Below are 21,161 nucleotides of genomic sequence, written 5' to 3' on the forward strand. Positions count from 1 at the left end.
AATCCGGTTTGGGTGAAGGTCTGATTTACTTACAAAGCTACTTTTGCAGGTAAAAAGGACGAATACCCATTAAGCCGTAATTGCACTACCGTAAATCCGGTATTTTAATGATATGAAACAGAGAATAGCATTCACGAAAAAAGAGTGAAAGTGCTGGATATGGTCAAAAATTAATTGATTCAGAAATTAGGTTTATATAATGTACTGGTTTCCTTTAGCCAAATTTTTGAGTACTACCTAAAGAATACTACCTCATTCATTATATTTTCAATGTCTTGAGTTCTAATATGCCAAATAAAGTAGATGTCGTTTATAACAACCTAAGATCAAGTTATTGTATCCGTCTTCTACTATTCTTGGGTCAATACTATTTAGCAGATTTGAACAGAGGTAGGCGATTTGCAGAATAGTCATACAGGAACACTACAAGTTTACTGTTCTGTTTTACTATCTGTTTCAGACTTTTTAGATGAGATAGGTAACCAGGATGAACAACTTAAATTTCTACTAATCTTTTCTAGTCTTTCACCCTCTCACGAATTTAAAAATCATAAAGTGTATTATTAAATATGAAGTAATTTCAAGCATTAAAATAAAGTAGTAGTATGCACTAAATTGAACTTCCTACTCATAATGTACGGCTATTGTCCTAATTCTCGGACTTGGGCACTTTCTTTTTTATCACTCTTTGCAAGTTTACTCCTTAAGGCTTTCATGTCTTCACTAACCTTTTTCTCAACTACCTTAGCGTAAACCTGAGTAGTACGCAGGTTCTTATGACCTAACATTGAGCTTACAGATTCCATGGGAACGCCATTGGTAAGCGTCACTGAGGTAGCAAATGTATGTCTTGCAATATGAAAGGTTAATTTCTTATGAATACCGCAGACATCAGCAATTTCTTTTAAATATGCATTTAACTTTTGGTTGGTAATAACAGGGAGCAATTGCTCTCCATTGGTAACCTCACCATGCTCTTTATATTTTTCTAAAATCTTTAGGGCAGGTGGAAGTAGCGGTACATTGGAAGAAACACCTGTTTTTCTTCTTTCTGCAAATAACCAGTACTCTCCATCAATGCCACGAGAAATATCAGCTGGTTTAAGTTTGTAAACATCCGCGTAAGCAAGGCCTGTGTAGCAGCAGAATACGAAAATATCTCTAACCAGATTTAGTCTTTGAGTAGGGAAATTTTTATTGGCGATTCTTTCAAGTTCTTCTTCTGTTAAATAGTCACGCTTTACCTCTTTTAAAGTACATTTATATGCAAGGAACGGATCCTTTTCCAGCCAGCCATTTACAACCGCAATGCGTATGATTTTTTTGAAATTGCGAAGGTACTTACTAGCTGTATTGTGACTATTACCTCTGACGGTCTTTAGAAAAAACTCATATCTTGTGATAAAGCTATATTGAAGCTCTGATAAGTAAATATCATCTCTTTTGTACTCATATTTGATAAATTCTTTAGTGAGTTTGAGGGAAGTTTCATAACGTTCTAAAGTACCGGCAGCATACTCCTTTCCAACTTGAGCTCTCATCTCATTATTATGCTGCATAAATATTTTTATCAAACTATGAGCATTGTCTTTTTTTCCAGTAAATGCACTTTTGATAATGCTTGGAGTAATCACCTGATCCTTTTCAATTAGGTTATGATAAATCTTTCTGATTTTAGCTCTTATCTGATCCAGGTGTGAATTAATTCTTCTTGATTCTTCCTTATTCCCCTTAACACTACCCGTTTTAGAATTCCATTTTTCTGCCAATACTCTTTCTCCTGTAGCTATCTCAGTCCGCTTACCATTGACAGTAACTCTAGCATAAATTGGAGCTAAACCACTACTGTTTACCTTAGCTTTATTTAACCAGAACAATATTGAAAGTGAATACTTCATTGGCCCTTGATGTTTTACATTAGAATACGTAACTAATACTTTTTACAATTCGGTTACCTATTCAAAAACAAGCAAAATAGGTAACCGAATAGGTCACCTAAGTTATAAGAATTGGTGAATAAAATGAAGGGCTTAATAACAAAAAACCCTTCAAATCTTAAAATTTGAAGGGTTTTGGTGGTCAATGAATCAAAGATGCAGAGAGTGAGGGATTCGAACCCCCGGACCCGTGAAGGTCTCCGGTTTTCAAGACCGGCGCGTTCGACCACTCCGCCAACTCTCTGTGTAGTTATTCGCTTTGGTGAACGAGAATGCAAATGTAAAGTTTTTCATTTTAATGACAAATGATCAATGAGAGAATTTTTGGTTTTTTAAAAAGAATCAATCAAAAAAAGGCTTAAGTAGAGCAATCATTTTTTCAGGAGGTCTGCAGGGGCGTTTGGTATTAGCCTTCATGAAAGCCAGTTTGGTTTCCCCCGAATGTACGAGTTTGCCAGCCTCATTATAGATTTGATAGAAAAAACTGATCTTTACTGAAGGTATATCTTTGATACTTACCTCTATACTAAGTAAATCGTCATATACTGCCGGATGATGGTAGTAGGAGTGGTTCTCCAGTACTGGCATCATGATCCCTTCATCCTCCAATTCTTTGTAACTCATGCCCAGATGTCTCAAGGCTTCTACCCGTGCTACTTCAAAGTAAGAAGCGTAATTGCCATAATAAACATAAGCCATCTGGTCTGTTTCCCCGTAACGAACTCTGATTTGGGTTGTGTGAGTATACATAAAAAGTTAGTTGTAAATCCCTGCCTGACTTAAAGCACGCTGATAGCGGCGGGCATTGGCCAAATGAGTTTGAAGATTAGTGGCAAAATTGTGATAACCGGAGAAATCTTCTTTTGCACACATATACAGATAGTTATGGTCTTCGTAGTTGAGTACAGCGTTGATAGCCTGAATAGAAGGAGCACGTATAGGTCCGGGAGGAAGACCTGTGTATTTATAGGTATTGTAGGGCGAGTCAATCTCTTTGTGTTTATCCAAAACCCGGCGAATGGTAAAATCCTGAGCAGCAAATACCAGGGTGGGATCAGCCTGCAAAGCAATATTGCGCTGCAGGCGATTTAGATATAAGCCTGCCACTACTGGAGCCTCCTCCATCTTATTGGTTTCTGATTCCACTATTGATGCCAGAATAGACACTTCCACCGGAGTCATGTTAAGCGCTTTAGCTTTATTCAAACGTTCCTCATTCCAAAACCTTTGATATTCCTGATGCATACGATCCAGAAGTTCCTTTTCCTGGGTAGTCCAGAACATTTCATAAGTATTGGGCAAAAACATTGTCATGATGTTTTCTTCCGAAAAGCCATATTGTGCGATTACAGAAGAGTCCTGGATAAGTTTTAAAAACTTATCAGCCTCGGCTTCAAGGTTTGAAGTAAGCTTTTCTGCAAGCTCTGGTTTTAGTCTTACATTATTAAAGGTAACGTCTACCGGCTCCTGTTTACCGGAACGCAGATACCGAATAGCTTCCAGATTAGACATATCAGGACTCAGAATGTAGCGGCCGGGTTTGACATACTGATCGTACTTCATGAGTTTGGAGAGAACGCTAAAAGATAGTAGGTCATTTACATACCCTTCTTCATACAGCATATCCCGTACTTCGTCAAAGGTAGAGCCAGTAGGAATGAGTACTTCTCTTTCTGATTTGTCTACCAGTATATTGGGCGACATAAGCATTTGGTAGGCATAAAAGGAGAAGGAAACTACTGCTACTGTAAATACTATCAGTCCTATTATGAATATTTTGTTTCTTTTCATTCGTATGGGTTTAACATTCTTGCTTTGTCAATGCGCTGAGTGATATGGAAATAAAAAATATAATATGGTTCAAGAATCACTACCACACATTTCATAACGTCAGCAAAATTAGTAATTTGTCCGAAAAGGACATTTTTGATTTATAGTTTTAATAATCCTGAGATAAGCATGTAGTTTTTAATAAAACTTTACGTAAAATGCTTGAGTACAACAAACATCTTTTACCCAATACTTAGTTTAACTTAAGCTGTTTTTTATTAGTCAATCCAAATTTATTCTATCTATGAAAGCAGAGCTTTTGAAAATACACCCTGAAAATCCAGAAAAAAGAAAAATTGATAAGGTAATTGAAGTTTTACGTCAGGGCGGAGTAGTGATTTATCCTACAGATACAGTCTACGGAATCGGCTGTGATATTTATAATAAAGATGCTGTGGAGCGAGTAGCTCGCATCAAAGGAGTAGATTCTTCTAAGAATCATTTTTCATTTATCTGTAATGATCTGAGCCACATTTCAGAGTATGTAAAAAATCTGCCTACGCCCACGTTTAAACTCATGAAAAAAACATTGCCTGGCCCCTATACTTTTATCTTACGCTCCAGCAGCAAAGTACCTAAAGTAATAGACTCCAAAAAGAAAACAGTAGGCATTAGGATTCCCGACCATAATATCCCCTGTGAAATAGTAAAAGGTCTGGGTAACCCCATCATTACAACTTCTATTCATGACGATGATGAGATCGTAGAATATTCTACTGATCCTGCTTTAATTTATGAGAAGTTTAGCAATCTGGTAGATATCATCATTGACGGAGGTCCCGGAAATAATATCGCCTCTACTGTAGTAGATTGTACCGATGATTATGAAGTAAAAATAGTACGGGAAGGAATGGGCAATTTGGCCCCATTCATGTAATCTGGTCTGTTAATGAATCATTCATCCGCAGATACTGTTTTGATGGAGTTACATTATCTGCCTTGCATCGCTTATTTTCTTCACTTGCAAAAGTTTCGGAATATTATCGTTGAAGTAAATGAAAATTATACTAAACAAACCTACCGAAACCGAAGCTATATCCTTACTGCTAATAAAATACAAATGCTAAGCATACCTGTAAGCAAAGATGAGGAAAAAACAAAGTTGAAGGACATAAGGGTCAGCTATACGCAGCGTTGGCAAAATAATCACTGGAGAGCTATCAGTTCAGCCTATGGCAAGTCTCCTTTTTTTGATTTTTTTGCTGATTACTTCCATGACATTTTATACAGTAAATACAAGTTTTTAATAGACCTGAATGTGGATTTACTGACAAAGTGTCTTGAGCTGCTCAATTGGCATGATAAGAAAATAGAGCTTACAAGTTCATATGTGAAAGCCCCTGAAAGCCAGTGGGTTGACCTGAGAGGGGAAATGGACGTAAAGTTCATGCCACCCGACGATAAAAAAGAAAGGTATAAAGCCTACAATCAGATTTTTGGCAAAAACTTTGTTCCTAATCTGAGTGTAATAGATTTGTTGTTTTGTGAAGGTGCAAATGCCAATGTGATTCTAGGGCAATCATCCCTCACCTTTCGTTGAACATTTGCTTTCCCAGACTTGTTGAATTCTAGTACAAAATTTTTATCTTGCTCGTGGGCAGGATAGATCAATTAATGATTTCCGACTTACTTTTAATTCCTTAGTTATATGGAAGCTAAATTTTCTAATAGAGTGAAAGAAGTAATATCCCTTAGTAGAGAGGAGGCTCTCCGCTTGGGGCATGATTATATTGGTACAGAACACTTGCTGCTTGGCATGATCAGAGAGGGGGAGGGAGTAGCAGTTAGCTTACTGAAAAAACTGGGTGTATCACTTGATGAACTCAGAAATGCAGTAGAGCAGGCTACTAAAGGTACAGCCACCGGCAATGTGAAAAACCTGGCCAATATTCCTTTGACAAGACAGTCAGAGAAGGTGCTGAAGATCACGTATCTTGAGGCAAAAATATTCAAGAGTCAGTTAATTGGAACTGAACATCTGCTGCTCTCTATCTTGAGAGATGAAGATAATATCGCTACACAAATCCTGGAGAAATTTGATGTCAATTACGATGTTGTAAAAGAACTTCTGGAATACCAGACAGAGAATCCTATGGCTTCTTCTGATACTGACGATAGCGATGAGGATTCTTCCAGCCGAATTTTTGGTGGCTCAAGCTCAAGCCGTGAGTCAAAAGGATCAGAAAAGTCAAGGACTCCGGTTTTGGATAACTTTGGCCGTGACCTTACCAAACTGGCCGATGAAGACAAACTTGATCCCATTGTAGGTAGAGAGAAAGAGATTGAGCGTGTAGCGCAGATCCTGAGTAGAAGAAAGAAAAATAACCCTATTTTAATAGGTGAGCCAGGCGTTGGTAAGACTGCTATTGCTGAAGGCCTAGCCTTGCGAATTACCCAGAAAAAAGTATCTCGTGTACTATTCAACAAAAGAGTAGTAACGCTGGACCTTGCTTCTCTGGTAGCGGGTACTAAGTACCGCGGTCAGTTTGAAGAGCGTATGAAAGCGGTGATGAATGAGATAGAAAAATCTCCTGATGTTATCCTTTTCATAGACGAGCTGCACACCATCGTAGGAGCAGGTGGAGCTTCAGGTTCACTGGATGCTTCTAACATGTTCAAACCCGCGCTAGCTCGGGGTGAGATTCAATGCATCGGTGCTACTACGCTTGACGAGTATCGTCAATACATTGAAAAAGATGGCGCTTTGGCCCGTAGATTCCAGGTAGTAATGGTAGATGCTACTTCTCCCGAAGAGACTATGCAGATCCTTAACAACATTAAGGATAAGTATGAAAGCCATCATCATGTGAACTATACGCAGGAAGCGCTGGATGCTTGTGTAAGTCTTTCAGACCGTTACATCAGTGACCGTTTCTTACCCGATAAGGCAATTGACGTATTAGATGAAGCTGGAGCGCGTGTCCATATCAATAACATACATGTACCTGATGAAATCGTAAAGCTGGAAGAGGCGATAGAAAATATCAAGGTAGAGAAAAACCGTGTCGTCAAAAGCCAGAAGTACGAAGAGGCTGCCCAGTTGCGAGATCGTGAGAAGAAGTTGTTAGATCAACTGGAAAGTGCCAAGCAAAAATGGGAGGAAGAAACACGTACCAAGCGTTATACTGTAGACGAAGAAAATGTAGCGGAAGTAATTGCGATGATGACGGGTATACCTACCAGCAGAGTGGCGCAGAACGAAAGCCAGAAACTTCTTGGCATGGGTGGTGAACTGAAAGGTAAAGTGATTGGTCAGGAAGATGCAATTAATAAACTGACAAAGGCAATACAGAGAACACGTGTAGGACTGAAAGATCCTCAAAAGCCTATAGGTACTTTCGTATTCTTAGGTCCTACAGGAGTAGGTAAAACAGAACTTGCTAAGGTTCTGGCAACTTACCTCTTTGATAAGGAAGACGCACTTATCAGAATAGACATGAGTGAGTACATGGAGAAATTCTCCGTATCTCGCTTGGTAGGAGCGCCTCCCGGATATGTTGGTTATGAGGAAGGGGGTCAGCTTACCGAAAAAGTAAGAAGAAAGCCTTACAGCGTGGTATTGCTTGATGAAATTGAGAAAGCCCACCCTGACGTTTTCAACCTCTTACTCCAGGTATTGGATGATGGTATCCTGACAGATGGATTGGGAAGAAGAGTAGATTTCCGTAATACTATCATTATCATGACTTCTAATATCGGTGCCAGAGATCTGAAAGATTTTGGTGCAGGAATAGGATTCTCTACGCAGTCTAAGCAGGAGAATATGGATGAGATCATGAGGTCTACGATTCAGAATGCTTTGAAGAAAACCTTCAGCCCTGAGTTTCTGAACAGACTGGACGACGTTATCGTGTTCAACTCTCTGAAAAGAGAAGATATTCACCAAATCATTGATATCACGCTTGGTAAGTTGTTCGCTCGTGTAACAGCCCTTGGTTATACAATAGAGTTGACTAAAAAAGCAAAAGACTTCATCGCTGACAAAGGGTATGATCCTCAGTACGGTGCTCGCCCTCTCAACAGAGCGATACAGAAGTATCTGGAAGATGCTGTGGCTGAAGAAATCCTGAAAGGTGATGTAGAACCTACTGATATCATTGTGGCAGATTATGATGGGAAAAGTGATGAGCTTACACTAAGCCATAAGAAGAAAAAGATGGAGAAAGAAAAGAAAGAGTAAGCTATAGGAAAATAAATAAATGAAAGGACTGTCTGAAAAGACAGTCCTTTTTTTGTTTGCTCAAAAGCTTAAAATAACGCCATTACTAATAGAATAAATAGTTTTAGAAATAGGAACTACCGGCTCATTTTCATAACCGATGAATGCGCTGGTTTGTAGAGAGAGTTTGGAAGTTACATTGATAAGTAAATTCAAGTCGGCATTAACTCTGTGCCTAAAAATTTCTGCTTCAAAATCATAGCCTGTTTGATAGTAGGTAATCAGATTTAGGTTAATATGATCATTTAACTTAAATCTTCCTGAAAGATAATTAGATGATTTCCAGATGCGAGTTGTAAATATAGCTTCGTTAGGCCCAGGGTAATTCCAGGTTTCCTCTTCGTACATAGCACCTATACCTGCATACATACTGCTCTTCTCTGTTTTTTTCAGACGGAAGCGAAAGCCTCCTCCTCCCAGCCAACGAATTTCCATACCTCTTCCCTGGTCATACTGTACCTGTGTATAAGTCTCATAAGATATAGACCGCTTTCGCAGAAAATTGATCCTAAAATGACCATATCCAGTACTGTTAATGGGATCGTCAGATGTAGCCGTATAGTTGAACTGGCTGATAATCAGGAAACTGTGCAACTCAGAAATATAGCCAAAATCAGAGTTTGCGGTAAGGCCTATGAAAGAGACTGTTTCTCCATCGTCATTGATACTGCGGTTGTTGGTATTGAAAGACAAACCTAGACTTCCCAGAAAGTAATTTACTGAGTCACTGCTCAGTCGTGACTTCTCTACATTAAGAATTTGCGCTGAAAGGTTTTGAATACAAAAAAGAGTAATACAGATGAAAAGAATATGCTTCAAAGACATAGTACGGATGTTATAAATGATTACCGCACAAAAGTAAAAAGATTCATCTAAAACCGAATTCCGTCAGGCATGATGTATCTCTTTTGCACAGCTTCATCTGCCGTGGCTTTACGGATATTAAGTATTCTTCCTTTAAAATGGAGGGCCTTGCCGGCCATCGCATGATTAAGGTCTACTTTAAGATGGGTGGCATTCTTTTCAACAACCTTTCCATTTTGGGTATTACCTTGTTCATCTGTAACTGATACATAGTCTCCTACATCACGGATTGAATCTGCCATTTCATCGTCTAAAACAAAACGCTCAATCGGGATAGAGGCAATATTGGAATCTTTATGAGGTCCATATGCTTCCTCAACCGGGAGGATAAATTCAAAATTTTCACCGGATGCTATGCCACGGAGATTTTCCTGAAAGCTATCTAATATGCCTGAAGATTTATAGTAAAAAATAAAAGGATAAGCAATATCCATCACTTCTAATACCTGTCCGGAAGCGTCACCTTCTCTCAATTCATAACTCATTGTAATGATTCTATTCTCTTCTATAATCATCGTCATAATTTTGGTTTATTAAATGAACATCCCATATTGAGCATTGTTTATTCAAGAATTATACTATGCTTTTGGCAATAGATATCGGTAACTCAAATATTGCATTTGGGATTTATGAAAATGGCTGGAAACAGCATTGGCGCCTCAACACTGTAGCTGATAAAACTTCAGATGAATACGAAGTGCTTTTCCGTTCGCTGATTTCCAATGGTCATGGAAGTTTAGAAAATGTGAAGCAGGTAGTGATCAGCAGTGTAGTGCCTCCCCTTAGCCCCACTTTTAAGCATATGGTGCAGCGTATGTTTGGTACTGCGCCTTTGATGGTAAATGCTACCATGGATACCGGTATAGAGGTAACAATAGACAATCCGGTGGAAATTGGCTCTGATTTGTTAGCTAATGCAGTAGCTGGATATGCCAAGTATCAGGATAAATGTATTGTGGTAGATTTTGGAACGGCACTTTCCATTACCATAGTAGGGGAGGGTGGAAAACTTCTGGGAGGTTCTATTGCTCCCGGTCTCAAATCAGCAATGAAAGCTTTGTCTTCTAATACCGCTCAATTGCCCTTCGTTCAGTTAGAAGCTCCTCCTTCAGCGATTGGTAAAAATACCATTCATGCAATTCAATCTGGAGTAGTGCTGGGTTATGTGGGTTTGGTAGAATCGTTAATTAAAAGAATTAAAGCAGAGTTAGGAGAGGCTGCCAAAGTAATAGCCACCGGAGGTCTAGCAGAAGTAATAGCACCCCACACTAAGCAGTTTGATGCCATAGATCCCTGGCTTACTCTGGATGGATTACGCCTGATAGCTCAGAGAAATGTATCAGCGTAAGACCAATAATATTATGAGGCTATTGTTATTTGTCAGTAATTCTAAATACCAGATAAGCTCAATTACGTATACACAATGAGTTTATATAAAATATATTTTACTGAGTAATATCATATGAATAAAAAAACATATTTGTATACTTTGATGTATGGAAGAACTAGTAAACAAAGTACTTATCAATTCAGCACTTGAGCCTAAGTTGATAGATGAAATACTGGCAGTAGGACGTTTGAAAAAGGTGAAGGCCGGACGTGTAGTAATTAGCCCCGAAAGTCAGGCCAATGAGATGCCTATTGTACTAAAAGGCTTACTCAAAGTGATGCGTCAGGATAAAAATGGTAATGAAGTATTCCTGTATTTTCTGGAAGGCGGAGAGACCTGTGCCATGTCCATTACTTGCTGCATAGAAGGAAAAAAGACCTCTTTTTTGGTAATGGCCGAAGAAGACTCAGTACTCTGGATGATTCCTATGAGCTATCTGGATACCTGGATCACCAAGTACCCATCATTCAGAAAATTTGTATTTGACTCCTACCAAACCAGGTTTGATGAGTTGCTCAACACATTAGATAGTGTAGTCTTTTTAAATCTGGATGAACGACTTTATAAATACTTATTAGATAAAAAGCAGGCTTCCGGGTCTTTTGTAATTCATAAAACTCATGAACAGATTGCCAACGAACTCAATACCTCTCGTGTGGTAGTATCCAGATTACTGAAAAAGCTGGAGAAAGAGCAGAAAATAGAGCAGTACCGCAATCGTATTGAGATCTTGTAATTTCCCTTATGTTACAAATGTTACATCGCTGAAGATCAGCCTAACGTACTTTTGATATGAGTATTAACATGAAAATATGAGACTTATACAAAAAGTATTGCCAATCACCAACTGGTTGCCCAGCTACAAAAAGGAATACCTCAATGGAGATATTTTTGCAGGGATAACAGTAGGTATTATGCTAATTCCTCAGGGAATGGCTTACGCATTGATCGCTGGTCTTCCTCCGGTATATGGATTATACGCTTCTATTGTACCTCAGGTCATTTATGCGATTTTCGGAACCTCCCGCCAGCTTTCAGTAGCTCCGGTAGCCATGGATTCGCTCCTGGTTGCTGCTGGGGTTTCTGTTTTGGCTACCCAGGGTACAGACGCCTATATTGGCTTTGCCATCCTTTTAGCATTTTTCATGGGAGCTTTTCAGCTTCTGTTGGGCGTATTGAAGCTGGGTTTTATTACTAACTTATTATCTAAGCCAGTGATTAGCGGGTTCACTTCAGCCGCCGCCCTCATCATAGGCTTAAACCAACTCAAATACTTATTGGGAATAGAGTTAGTAAAGAGTAACAGGGTTTACGAAATCCTCTGGAGTGCCATTCTGCAGGTGGATCATACGCATTGGATTACCTTACTCATCGGAATTGCTGGAATTGTTATGATTAAGGGAGTTAAAAAGATTCATAAAAATATTCCTGGCGCATTGGTAGCCGTAGTATTTGGTACGGTGCTAGTCTATTTCATGCAGCTGGATGAAGCCGGGGTAAGTATCGTCAAAGCCATACCGGATGGTTTACCGGCATTTCAGCTGCCCAACTTATCCCTGGGTCAGTTAGGAGAAATTATTCCTCTAGCCTTGACGATCTCAGTGGTAGCGTTTATGGAAGCCTACTCGGTAGCCAAAGCGATAGAGGCTAAGAAGAGGAATTATAAAGTGCTGCCTAATCAGGAATTGGTAGCTCTGGGAGCAGCCAATGTGGTGGGTTCACTTTTTCAGGCCTATCCGGTTACCGGAGGGTTTTCCCGTTCTGCGGTGAATTACCAATCTGGTGCCAATACTCCTGTTGCCTCAATCATTAGCGCAGGCTTAGTAGCCTTGACCTTAGTATTCTTAACCCCTTTGTTTTATTATTTACCTGAAGCTATCTTGGCTTCAGTGATCATGGTAGCCGTGGCTGGTCTTATTGATTTATCTTATGCACGACAACTCTGGAAGGATAGTAAGATAGAGTTTTTACTTCTATTAGCCACTTTCCTGGTAACCCTGAATTTTAGCATGGTCCCGGGGATCGTGACAGGTATTGTACTTTCCATACTGGTGCTGCTGTATAAAGCGGCTTACCCTCACATCGCACGCTTGGGAAGGGTAAAGGGCTATCATGAGTTCAGAAATATAACCCGTTTCAAAGAGCTTGAAGTATGGGAAAACCTGTTGATTCTGAGAGTGGATGCCCCGCTGACTTTTATCAACATTCAATATTTCAAAGAATACGTGGAAAACACTATTCAGGAGTCTAATGACAAGATAGACACAGTAATTTTGGATGCAGGGCCTATTAGTCATCTGGATGCTACAGCTTCTGTCGGCTTAAAGGAACTGTTGGACTTTCTAAAAGAAAAGCATATCAGATTTGTACTTTGTGATCTGATTGGACCGGTGAGAGACACACTACACCGTACCGGACTGATTGATATTATTGGGAAGGAAAACATCTTTTTTGACCTCAATGAAGCAGTAACTTTTATTACCACCCATGAAGATGAAGGTCACAAGGAATATGCGCTACAGTCCAATCACAAACGGTAACAATTGTTACACTTAGATTTATCTACGTCTCGTATATTTGAATAATTAAACGTAATAGAAATTCAAGAAAACATTGATATGAAAATAGAACAAATATATACCGGATGTCTGGCTCAGGGAGCCTATTATATTGAAAGCGAAGGCGAAGCAGCTATCGTTGATCCTTTGAGAGAGTCTGATCCTTACATCAAAAAAGCAGAAAAAGAAGGCGCTAAGATCAAATACATTTTTGAGACGCACTTTCACGCAGATTTCGTTTCGGGTCATGTAGACCTGGCGGCGAAGACCGGAGCTACCATTGTGTATGGGCCTAATGCCAAAACCGAGTACGACATTCATGAAGCCAAGGATGGAGAATTATTTGAACTAGGTAAAGTAAAAATAAAGGTACTTCACACCCCTGGCCATACGATGGAGAGCGCTACTTTTCTGCTGATAGATGAGGAGGGAAAAGAGCATGCGATTTTTAGTGGAGATACCCTTTTTATCGGTGATGTAGGCAGACCTGATCTTGCTCAGAAAGGTACTTTAACCCAGAACGATCTTGCTGGCTATCTGTATGATAGTCTCAGAAAGAAGATCATGACCCTACCCGACGATGTGATCGTATATCCTGCCCATGGTGCGGGTTCTGCCTGTGGTAAAAATATGAGCAAAGAAACAACTGACCTTTTGGGAAACCAAAAGAAAACCAACTACGCGCTGAGAGCGGATATGACCAAAGAGGAGTTCATCAAAGAAGTAACCGAAGGGCTTCTGCCTCCGCCTCAGTACTTTGCTCAGAACGTAGCCATGAATAAAAGCGGTGCTATTGGTTTAAGTGAAATCCTTGAAAAAGGAAATGTACCTCTGGACGCAGATACTTTTGAGGCCATGGCCAACCATGAGGGGGCTATCGTACTGGATACTCGTTCACCAGAAGAGTTTGCTCAGAGTCATATTCCTAACTCCATATTTATCGGGATTGACGGTAGCTTTGCCCCCTGGGTAGGCGCTTTAATTCCCGATCTTGAGCAGCCCATTGTTTTTATAGCACCAGAAGGCCGGGAGGAAGAAGTAGTTACCCGCTTATCCAGAGTAGGTTACGATAACACACTGGGATATCTAAAAGGTGGCCTGCAGGCATGGAAAGCTGCCGGAAAAGAAACAGACTCAGTGCAATCTATCTCTGCGAGTGAGTTTGCTGAAAAATTCAATAAGGAAGAATTAAACGTGCTGGATGTGAGAAAGTCTTCTGAATATCAGGCAGAGCACATAGAAGGTGCGGAGAACTTTCCTTTGGATTACATCAGCGAAAACATGGATAAAGTGGATAAAGAAAAGACTTACCATCTTCATTGCGCAGGAGGCTACCGCTCTATGATCGCTTCTTCTATCCTAAAGTCCCGGGGATATGAAAATATTGTGGATATTTCCGGGGGATTCAAAGCGCTCTCGGAAACAGATGTGCCTAAAACGGATTATGTCTGCCCGTCTACCCTGAAGTGAATTAAGTTAGATTACTAATCAACAAGAAGCCGGGTAAAACCTGGCTTTTTTTATGCTTTCATAAGCCCCGGTGCAAGGGCTATGTAACAATTGTTACGTTCCTACCTTAAGAATTCGCGTACATTTGAATAGTACAAAAACAAGAAAATCATTTACATGAATCCATTCATTGAATTTATAAGTCAACCCTGGCCTTGGTATGTGGCAGGGCCGATAATAGCAGTGGTAATGTTCTCATTACTACTCTTAGGTAAGAGTTTTGGTATTTCAGCCAATTTAAGGACGATGTGCTCTATCGCAGGAGCAGGAAAAAGCTGTGAGTTTTTTGACTTCAACTGGAAAAGTCAGGTCTGGAACCTGGTATTTGCTTTGGGCTTGGTGATAGGAGGGTTGATTTCACATCTCTACCTGACACCTAACGCAGAAGTTCACATTTCACAGGCAACGATCAATGACCTGCAGGCACTGGGTTTAGATAAACCCGGAAGTAGCCTGGTACCCCCAAGTATCTTCAATTGGGAAACGCTTTTCACTATTAAAGGATTGATTTTTATCGTGGTGGGAGGTTTTCTGATTGGTTTCGGTACGCGCTATGCCGGAGGTTGTACCTCAGGGCATGCGATCAGTGGGTTAAGTGATTTGCAATTGCCTTCACTGATTGCTGTGATCGGTTTTTTCATTGGTGGATTAATCATGACTTACCTGATCCTGCCCCATCTGCTTACACTTTAGTAATAAACTATACAAACGGAATACAATGAAGTTTTTGAGATATTTAATCATAGGAATCATTTTCGGAATCACGCTGGCAAAAGCTGAAGTCATCTCCTGGTACAGAATTTATGAGATGTTCAAATTTCAGTCATTCCATATGTATGGCGTGATAGGATCGGCAGTATTGCTAGGTATCATTTTCGTGCAAATCATTAAGCGAAATCATCTAAAGTCATTGGATGGCGAGCCTATTGTGATCAATCCCAAACAGTTCAGTATACCCCGATATCTGATTGGCGGTGCTATATTCGGTTTAGGCTGGGCGATGACAGGAGCCTGTCCTGGTCCTATGTTTATCCTGTTAGGAAATGGAGTAGGAGTGATCCTGGTCATGATAGCCGCCGCTTTATTAGGGACTTATACATATGGATTACTGCGAAAGAGGCTTCCTCATTGATAAGCCATGGATTTCCAAAAAGTGATAAAACAGCTTACCAGCCTTACCGCTGTGGTATTTTTGCTGGTACTAGGGCTCTTTGGAGCAGTCATTCTTTATCAGCTGGAGCCATCTTTATTCTATATTCATGAAGCAGTAGTAGAGCCAGCAGACTGGTCTCCCCCCGCTATCGCGACAGATTTGCCAGAAGGTGAAAAAGGCAAGCAGATCAGGTATGGTTATTTGCTACTCACAGAAACTCCCAAATGGATGGGGCCTCAGGTGAAAAATGCTGATATGCAATATACCGGTAATAATCTGGCTTGTAAAAATTGTCATTTAGATAATGGGAGACAGGCGGGGTCAGCCTCCTGGGTGGGGGTAACTGAACGTTATCCTCAGTTCCGTGCCAGAGAGAATAGAGAGGGCACTATTGAAGACAGGATCAACGGCTGTATGGAACGCAGCATGAATGGTCGCAAACTTCCTGAAGACTCCAAGCAGATGCAGGCTATGGTAGCCTATATGGAGTGGCTGAGTGAAGATATACCTCAAGAAAGGATTAAGGAATTTGCCGGTTTTCCTGGTATCAAGCTTCCCAAAGTAGCCGCTGACCCGGCTATAGGTAAGGCTATTTATGAAAAGGAGTGTTTGCTCTGTCATGGGAAAAATGGCGAAGGCGTATGGTTGGCAGACAGCAGTAAAGGTTATCAATACCCTCCACTTTGGGGACAGGATAGCTATAATCACGGGGCAGGTATGAACCGGATAATCACCGCGGCAGAGTTTATCAAAGCCAATATGCCTTTTGCGCAAGCTACTTCCGCTAATCCAAAGCTTAGCGATGAAGAAGCCTATCATGTAGCTGCTTATATTGATAGTTTTGAGCGGCCAGAAAAAGAAAATGCAGAAGCAGATTTTCCTGATAATAAACTTAAGCCAGTCTCCACCCCATACGGCCCCTGGGCAGATGAATTTTCGGCGGAGCAACATAAGTATGGACCCTTTCAGCCAATCATGCGCTATTACAAAGAGAAGTACAATATCACCAAAACGAAATGAGACTAAGAGCACCGTTCATATTGAGTTTGATACTGTGGTTTAACCACAGCGTGGTGGCACAAGACTCTCTTAATAAAAGTGGTGGAGCATTTTCCGGCGAATGGAGGACCTTTTATTTAAATACTTTCAACAAAGGCGAACTGAAAGATTACTATGGACTTGCCACCGGAGGAAAGATTAAGTACGTGTATTCCTTGGGAGAACACTTCAAATTAGGTGGAGCAGCCTATACCTCTTTAAATTTGGGAATACAGGATTTGAGCATACCTGATCCTATTACGGGTAAGTTCAGCCGCTATGAATCAGGCTTATTCAATGTGCAGGATTATAATGATCGCTTTATATTTATACTGGGTGAACTCTTTGTGCGATATACATCTCCAAAGCATGAGCTTACGCTGGGAAGAATGAAATTGGCAACGCCATGGATCAATCCTGAAGATGGGCGAATGATCCCTACCCTGGCACAGGGGCTGTGGTATACCTACCAACCGCAGAGAAAGTATAAGCTTCAACTGGGCGTGTTGAATGCAATAGGCGTTCGTTCTACCAATGGTTTTTTTAACATAGGAGAAAGTATAGGAAAATACCCGCTAGGTAGAAATCCTGACGGTTCACCCAGCCTGTATGCGGGCAATACTGAGTCGGATTATATCGCTATTGCTAATCTGGATATACAGCCGCTTGACTTTATTAAAGTAGAATTATGGAATTATTACGTTGATCATGTTTTTAATACTTCTTACCTCAGGCCCGTTATAGATCTGGATGACAGAGGTACTAAACTTTCGTTAGAATGGATGCATCAGGAGAGAGTAGGGGAAGGAGGAAATAGTGTAGATTCCCTCCGGTACTTTACAGATGAACGTGCTAACGTGCTGGGTGTACAACTGGAATTTAAGGTAAGCAAAACTAACCTGACTTTTGCCTATGACCATATTTTGGATGGTGGCAGATTCTTATTTCCCCGTGAATGGGGGCGTGAGCCTTTATTCAGCTTTCAGAAGAGAGAACGTAGCGAAGGAACAGCCAATAGCCATGCTGTAGTATACACTTTTGACAGGACCTTTCCTCTGAACAAAGATAAGCTTCAATCAATCATTAGTATAGGGCATCACTGGAAACCTCCGGTGACCAATGCGGCGGATAACAAATACGCCATGCCTGATTATACACACCTCAATCTGGATTTTTTCTACCACAACGATAAAGTGAAAAGATTAAAGCCAGAATTACTGTTGACCTACAAAATGGGAAGCGGAAATTATCCTGAGCACCCTAACTTTATTATCAATAAAGTGGATATGTTTCAGATCAACTTTATTGTGAACTACAATTTCTAGGAAGTGACTGTCTGATCATAGAAGAGGGAGTTAAAGCAATTTTACACTGATATTAGTCACTTTTATGTGTAACATTAGTAACACTCTTTCACAGGTGAATATCCGTTATTTACAGTATAGTTTATCAAACAAAAAGCATCATGAAAGTAGAACAAATTTATACCGGATGTCTGGCAGAAGCTGCCTACTACATAGAGTCTAAAGGTGAGGTGGCTATCGTTGACCCTCTCAGAGAGGTAGCCCCTTACATAGAAAAAGCTAAGGAAAACGGCGCAAAAATAAAGTACGTACTGGAAACACACTTTCACGCCGACTTTGTGTCGGGCCACATTGATCTGGCCAAAAAGACCGGTGCACAGATTGTCTACGGGCCTACTGCTCAGCCCAACTTTGAAGCACATGTGGCTACGGACGGTGAACTCCTGGCATTGGGAGATATCAAAATAAAAGTGCTGCATACACCCGGCCATACCATGGAATCCAGTACTTTTTTACTGATAGATGAAGAAGGTAAAGAAAAAGCGATTTTTACCGGTGATACTTTGTTCATTGGTGATGTAGGTCGTCCTGACCTGGCCGTAAAAACTGATTTGAGCAGGGAAGACTTGGCTGGCCACCTTTTTGATTCGTTAAGAAACAAAATTATGACCTTACCTGATGAGGTGATCGTCTATCCTGGTCATGGTGCTGGCTCGGCCTGTGGTAAAAATATGAGTGCTGAAACCACCGATACACTTGGCAATCAGAAAATGTTCAATTATGCACTCCGTGCAGACATGACAAAGAAAGAATTTATCAAAGAAGTAACTACCGGGCTGGTGGAGCCTCCCCAGTATTTTCCTAAAAATGCTGTCATGAACAAGATGGGTTACGAAAGTATAGATGAAGTTTTGGATAGAGGCGTACTACCCCTTGATGTTAAGCAGTTTGTAGATGTAGTAGAAAGAAATGGTGCTATGGTGTTGGATACTCGTCCGCAGACAGACTTTGTAAAAGGCTTTATCCCCGGTGCGATCTGGATTGGTCTTGATGACAAATTTGCTCCCTGGGTAGGGGCATTAATTACAGACTTAAAGCAGCCAATTGTCTTTCTGGCTGAAAAAGACAAAGAAGAAGAAGTGGTAACCCGCTTATCCAGGGTTGGATATGATAATACATTAGGCTATTTGGATGGTGGCATGCAGGCCTGGAAAGAAGCCGGAAAAGATGTAGATACTGTCAATGAAATTGGTCCTCATGATTTTACCAATCTTTATGATACAGAAGTGCTGAATGTTCTGGATGTGAGAAAGCAGAGCGAATATGAGTCTCAGCATATAGAAGGTGCTATGAACTTTCCACTGGATTTTATCAACAGGAATATGTCTAAGATCAATAAAGACACAACCTACTATCTGCACTGCCAGGGTGGTTATCGCTCTATGATTGCCACTTCAATCTTAAAAGCCAGAGGTTTCAGTCATATTGTCAATATTCGCGGTGGCTTTAATGAGATCAAGAAATCTTGTATCAAAGTAACGCAATACCACGAGCCGGAAACCATGTTGTAGTTTTCAAACTTTGCGTGGGATTGATAAAGCCTCGGTTCTTTGAATCGAGGCTTTTTGTTGCGGTCTTGTGTAACCTTTGTTACAGCACAGCATGCCGTAAAGTCGTTTATTTAACTATACAAACCTTAAAAATATTTGTCATGGAAGATAAAGAAACACCAATACAGATGCCCAGAATCGGAGACCTTGCGCCTGATTTTGAGGCTGTTACTACCACAGGGAAAATTCGCTTTTCAGACTTTGCCAAAGATAAATGGGTAGTTATGTTTTCACATCCTGCCGATTTCACACCCGTATGTACTACTGAGATGAGTGGCTTTGCCCAAAGAAAAGCAGAGTTTGACCCGCTCAATACTGAATTACTGGGCCTTAGTATTGATAGTATACATTCTCATCTGGCCTGGGTAAATAATGTAAGAGAAAATACCGGAGTCTACTTTGACTTTCCTATCATCGCTGATCTGGATATGAAGGTTTCAAAATGCTACGGTATGCTTCAGCCCAACGAAAGCGAGACCGCTGCAGTGAGGGCAGTATTCTTCGTTGACCCCAGCAAGAAAGTCAGGTTGATCATGTACTATCCACTCAATGTAGGGCGTAACATGGATGAAATTTTGAGAGCATTGGAAGCGCTTCAGACTTCCGATAAGTACAAAGTAGCTATGCCACTGGATTGGAAAAAGGGAGATAAAGTGATTGTGCCTCCGCCCAAAACTTTGGAAGAAATGAATGCCAGGCTTGCTGATGAAAGTGTGGAGAAAGTAGATTTTTACCTGGCAAAGAAAGCCATATAAATGCAAAAAACTAAGGCTGCGCGTAAGGGCAGCCTTAAGCTTTAAGTTGATAAAATAGGAATGAATACTTAGAATTCAGAATGATGTTCAATTTATTTTAAAAAAGACCGATGAAATATAGTAATATAAGTCCCGAAGAGTTTAACGAGCTTAGAAAAAAGGAGAGGTATGTGGTGCTGGATGTGCGCACCCCTGCAGAAGTAGCGGAAGAAGCGATTCCCGGACATGTAGCTATCAACCTTTTTGACCCCGCATTCAGAACCAAAATTGAGAATTTAGATAAGTCAAAGCACTATCTGGTTTACTGTAGAAGTGGCAACCGTAGTGCAAATGCCTGTACTTTGATGGCTAACCTGGGTTTTAAAAATCTTTATAACTTGGCAGGAGGAATAGGTGTGTGGAGAAGTGCCAAGGTAGCCTAGGCAGTGTCTTATACATAAAGTTAAGGGAGAAGATCTGGCAAATCTTAGAGAGTTGGCAGATTATTCTTTTTATTAATAATTATCAGCCATAACCTAAAAAGATAGTGATTTACCTTCTCAAACGATTACTTAAAAATATACCTTATGGAAAATGAAGTAGTATCTCAAAAAATATATGAAGAAATTGAAAAGATGATTGCAAGTAGCGAAAGCGTAGTGGGGATAGATGCCAAGAAAACCCATATTATCATCATACATAAACTGATTGAAATTGAGAAAAGACTCAAAGCCCTTGAAGAAAGAAAATAAAGGCCAGAATATACTGATTGCCGTGCTATTTGCATTGACGCTTGGGCTAGCTCCTTTTGTTCCCGAACCCCATATTATAGGAAAGCTCAAGTGGGTATTAGGCGGTGCCAGTGGTATGCAAGCCATAGATTATTTTGACCTGCTTCTTCATGGGGCTCCCTGGTTATATTTACTCTTTACCATTATTCAGCGATTTACACCTAATGCAAATGGGTAGTCCAATCACAAGTACAGAACTATCTTGAGTACAGATCGTTTTTAAG

The 21,161-nt window shown here is 40.5% G+C and carries 21 protein-coding genes and 1 tRNA gene; 16 read left to right on the forward strand and 6 right to left on the reverse strand.

What is annotated here, in order from left to right; genetic code table 11:
• Nucleotides 1-641: 641 nt before the first annotated feature.
• The 4 genes from WJR50_RS12365 to mltG all read right to left on the reverse strand — a co-directional run bounded on the left by WJR50_RS12365 (nt 642) and on the right by mltG (nt 3,728).
• Nucleotides 642-1,898, reverse strand: a complete 1,257-nt coding sequence (locus tag WJR50_RS12365; protein WP_341293593.1) for a site-specific integrase — start codon at nt 1,896-1,898, stop codon at nt 642-644.
• Nucleotides 1,899-2,096: 198 nt separating this feature from the next.
• Nucleotides 2,097-2,181: transfer RNA gene (locus tag WJR50_RS12370), tRNA-Ser, on the reverse strand.
• 98 nt (nt 2,182-2,279) lie between these two features.
• Nucleotides 2,280-2,687 (reverse strand): acyl-CoA thioesterase, encoded by a 408-nt coding sequence (locus WJR50_RS12375; protein WP_341293594.1) that lies wholly within the window; start codon nt 2,685-2,687, stop codon nt 2,280-2,282.
• A 6-nt stretch (nt 2,688-2,693) separates the two neighbouring features.
• Entirely contained in the window at nt 2,694-3,728 is a 1,035-nt protein-coding gene (gene mltG / locus WJR50_RS12380; RefSeq protein ID WP_341293595.1) for an endolytic transglycosylase MltG, read from the reverse strand.
• Nucleotides 3,729-4,011: 283 nt separating this feature from the next.
• On the opposite strand from mltG, the gene WJR50_RS12385 reads away from it, so the two are divergent.
• From WJR50_RS12385 to WJR50_RS12395, 3 genes are all read left to right on the forward strand, one after another.
• Nucleotides 4,012-4,644 carry an L-threonylcarbamoyladenylate synthase gene (locus WJR50_RS12385; RefSeq protein ID WP_341293596.1) on the forward strand — a complete coding sequence of 211 codons (633 nt, stop codon included), beginning with the start codon at nt 4,012-4,014 and terminating at the stop codon, nt 4,642-4,644.
• Nucleotides 4,645-4,656: 12 nt separating this feature from the next.
• Nucleotides 4,657-5,307: a WbqC family protein gene (locus WJR50_RS12390; RefSeq protein WP_341293597.1), complete on the forward strand. Its 651-nt coding sequence runs from the start codon at nt 4,657-4,659 to the stop codon at nt 5,305-5,307.
• Nucleotides 5,308-5,415: 108 nt separating this feature from the next.
• Nucleotides 5,416-7,947, forward strand: a complete 2,532-nt coding sequence (locus tag WJR50_RS12395) for an ATP-dependent Clp protease ATP-binding subunit (RefSeq protein WP_341293598.1) — start codon at nt 5,416-5,418, stop codon at nt 7,945-7,947.
• A 60-nt stretch (nt 7,948-8,007) separates the two neighbouring features.
• On the opposite strand, the gene WJR50_RS12400 is transcribed toward WJR50_RS12395, so the two are convergent.
• Nucleotides 8,008-8,811 (reverse strand): DUF481 domain-containing protein, encoded by an 804-nt coding sequence (locus WJR50_RS12400; RefSeq protein WP_341293599.1) that lies wholly within the window; start codon nt 8,809-8,811, stop codon nt 8,008-8,010.
• A gap of 47 nt (nt 8,812-8,858) precedes the next feature.
• Complete coding sequence (locus WJR50_RS12405; protein ID WP_341293600.1) at nt 8,859-9,371, reverse strand: FKBP-type peptidyl-prolyl cis-trans isomerase; 513 nt, start codon at nt 9,369-9,371, stop codon at nt 8,859-8,861.
• Between the two features lie 59 nt (nt 9,372-9,430).
• Here WJR50_RS12405 and WJR50_RS12410 point away from each other — a divergent pair, with 59 nt between their 5' ends.
• The 13 genes from WJR50_RS12410 to WJR50_RS12470 all read left to right on the forward strand — a co-directional run bounded on the left by WJR50_RS12410 (nt 9,431) and on the right by WJR50_RS12470 (nt 21,115).
• Nucleotides 9,431-10,198, forward strand: coding sequence for a type III pantothenate kinase (locus WJR50_RS12410; RefSeq protein WP_341293601.1), 768 nt, complete (start codon nt 9,431-9,433; stop codon nt 10,196-10,198).
• 148 nt (nt 10,199-10,346) lie between these two features.
• Complete coding sequence (locus tag WJR50_RS12415; RefSeq protein ID WP_341293602.1) at nt 10,347-10,976, forward strand: Crp/Fnr family transcriptional regulator; 630 nt, start codon at nt 10,347-10,349, stop codon at nt 10,974-10,976.
• A 76-nt stretch (nt 10,977-11,052) separates the two neighbouring features.
• Nucleotides 11,053-12,780, forward strand: a complete 1,728-nt coding sequence (locus WJR50_RS12420; RefSeq protein WP_341293603.1) for a SulP family inorganic anion transporter — start codon at nt 11,053-11,055, stop codon at nt 12,778-12,780.
• Nucleotides 12,781-12,858: 78 nt separating this feature from the next.
• Nucleotides 12,859-14,268: an MBL fold metallo-hydrolase gene (locus WJR50_RS12425; RefSeq protein ID WP_341293604.1), complete on the forward strand. Its 1,410-nt coding sequence runs from the start codon at nt 12,859-12,861 to the stop codon at nt 14,266-14,268.
• Between the two features lie 156 nt (nt 14,269-14,424).
• Complete coding sequence (locus WJR50_RS12430) at nt 14,425-15,000, forward strand: YeeE/YedE family protein (RefSeq protein ID WP_341293605.1); 576 nt, start codon at nt 14,425-14,427, stop codon at nt 14,998-15,000.
• Nucleotides 15,001-15,025: 25 nt separating this feature from the next.
• Nucleotides 15,026-15,439: a YeeE/YedE family protein gene (locus WJR50_RS12435; RefSeq protein ID WP_341293606.1), complete on the forward strand. Its 414-nt coding sequence runs from the start codon at nt 15,026-15,028 to the stop codon at nt 15,437-15,439.
• 6 nt (nt 15,440-15,445) lie between these two features.
• Nucleotides 15,446-16,480, forward strand: coding sequence for a c-type cytochrome (locus WJR50_RS12440; RefSeq protein ID WP_341293607.1), 1,035 nt, complete (start codon nt 15,446-15,448; stop codon nt 16,478-16,480).
• Complete coding sequence (locus WJR50_RS12445; RefSeq protein WP_341293608.1) at nt 16,477-17,823, forward strand: OprD family outer membrane porin; 1,347 nt, start codon at nt 16,477-16,479, stop codon at nt 17,821-17,823. The genes WJR50_RS12440 and WJR50_RS12445 overlap by 4 nt, the downstream gene beginning before the upstream one ends.
• A 140-nt stretch (nt 17,824-17,963) precedes the next feature.
• On the forward strand, nt 17,964-19,373 hold the full coding sequence (locus WJR50_RS12450) for an MBL fold metallo-hydrolase (protein ID WP_341293609.1): 1,410 nt from the start codon (nt 17,964-17,966) through the stop codon (nt 19,371-19,373).
• A gap of 140 nt (nt 19,374-19,513) precedes the next feature.
• Complete coding sequence (locus tag WJR50_RS12455) at nt 19,514-20,167, forward strand: peroxiredoxin (protein ID WP_341293610.1); 654 nt, start codon at nt 19,514-19,516, stop codon at nt 20,165-20,167.
• 110 nt (nt 20,168-20,277) lie between these two features.
• Nucleotides 20,278-20,589 carry a rhodanese-like domain-containing protein gene (locus WJR50_RS12460; RefSeq protein ID WP_341293611.1) on the forward strand — a complete coding sequence of 104 codons (312 nt, stop codon included), beginning with the start codon at nt 20,278-20,280 and terminating at the stop codon, nt 20,587-20,589.
• Between the two features lie 144 nt (nt 20,590-20,733).
• On the forward strand, nt 20,734-20,898 hold the full coding sequence (locus WJR50_RS12465) for a hypothetical protein (RefSeq protein WP_341293612.1): 165 nt from the start codon (nt 20,734-20,736) through the stop codon (nt 20,896-20,898).
• Entirely contained in the window at nt 20,882-21,115 is a 234-nt protein-coding gene (locus tag WJR50_RS12470) for a hypothetical protein (protein WP_341293613.1), read from the forward strand. Before WJR50_RS12465 ends, WJR50_RS12470 begins: the two co-directional genes overlap by 17 nt.
• Nucleotides 21,116-21,161 lie beyond the last annotated feature (46 nt).

Source organism: Catalinimonas locisalis (assembly GCF_038039535.1).
GTDB lineage: Bacteria > Bacteroidota > Bacteroidia > Cytophagales > Cyclobacteriaceae > Catalinimonas.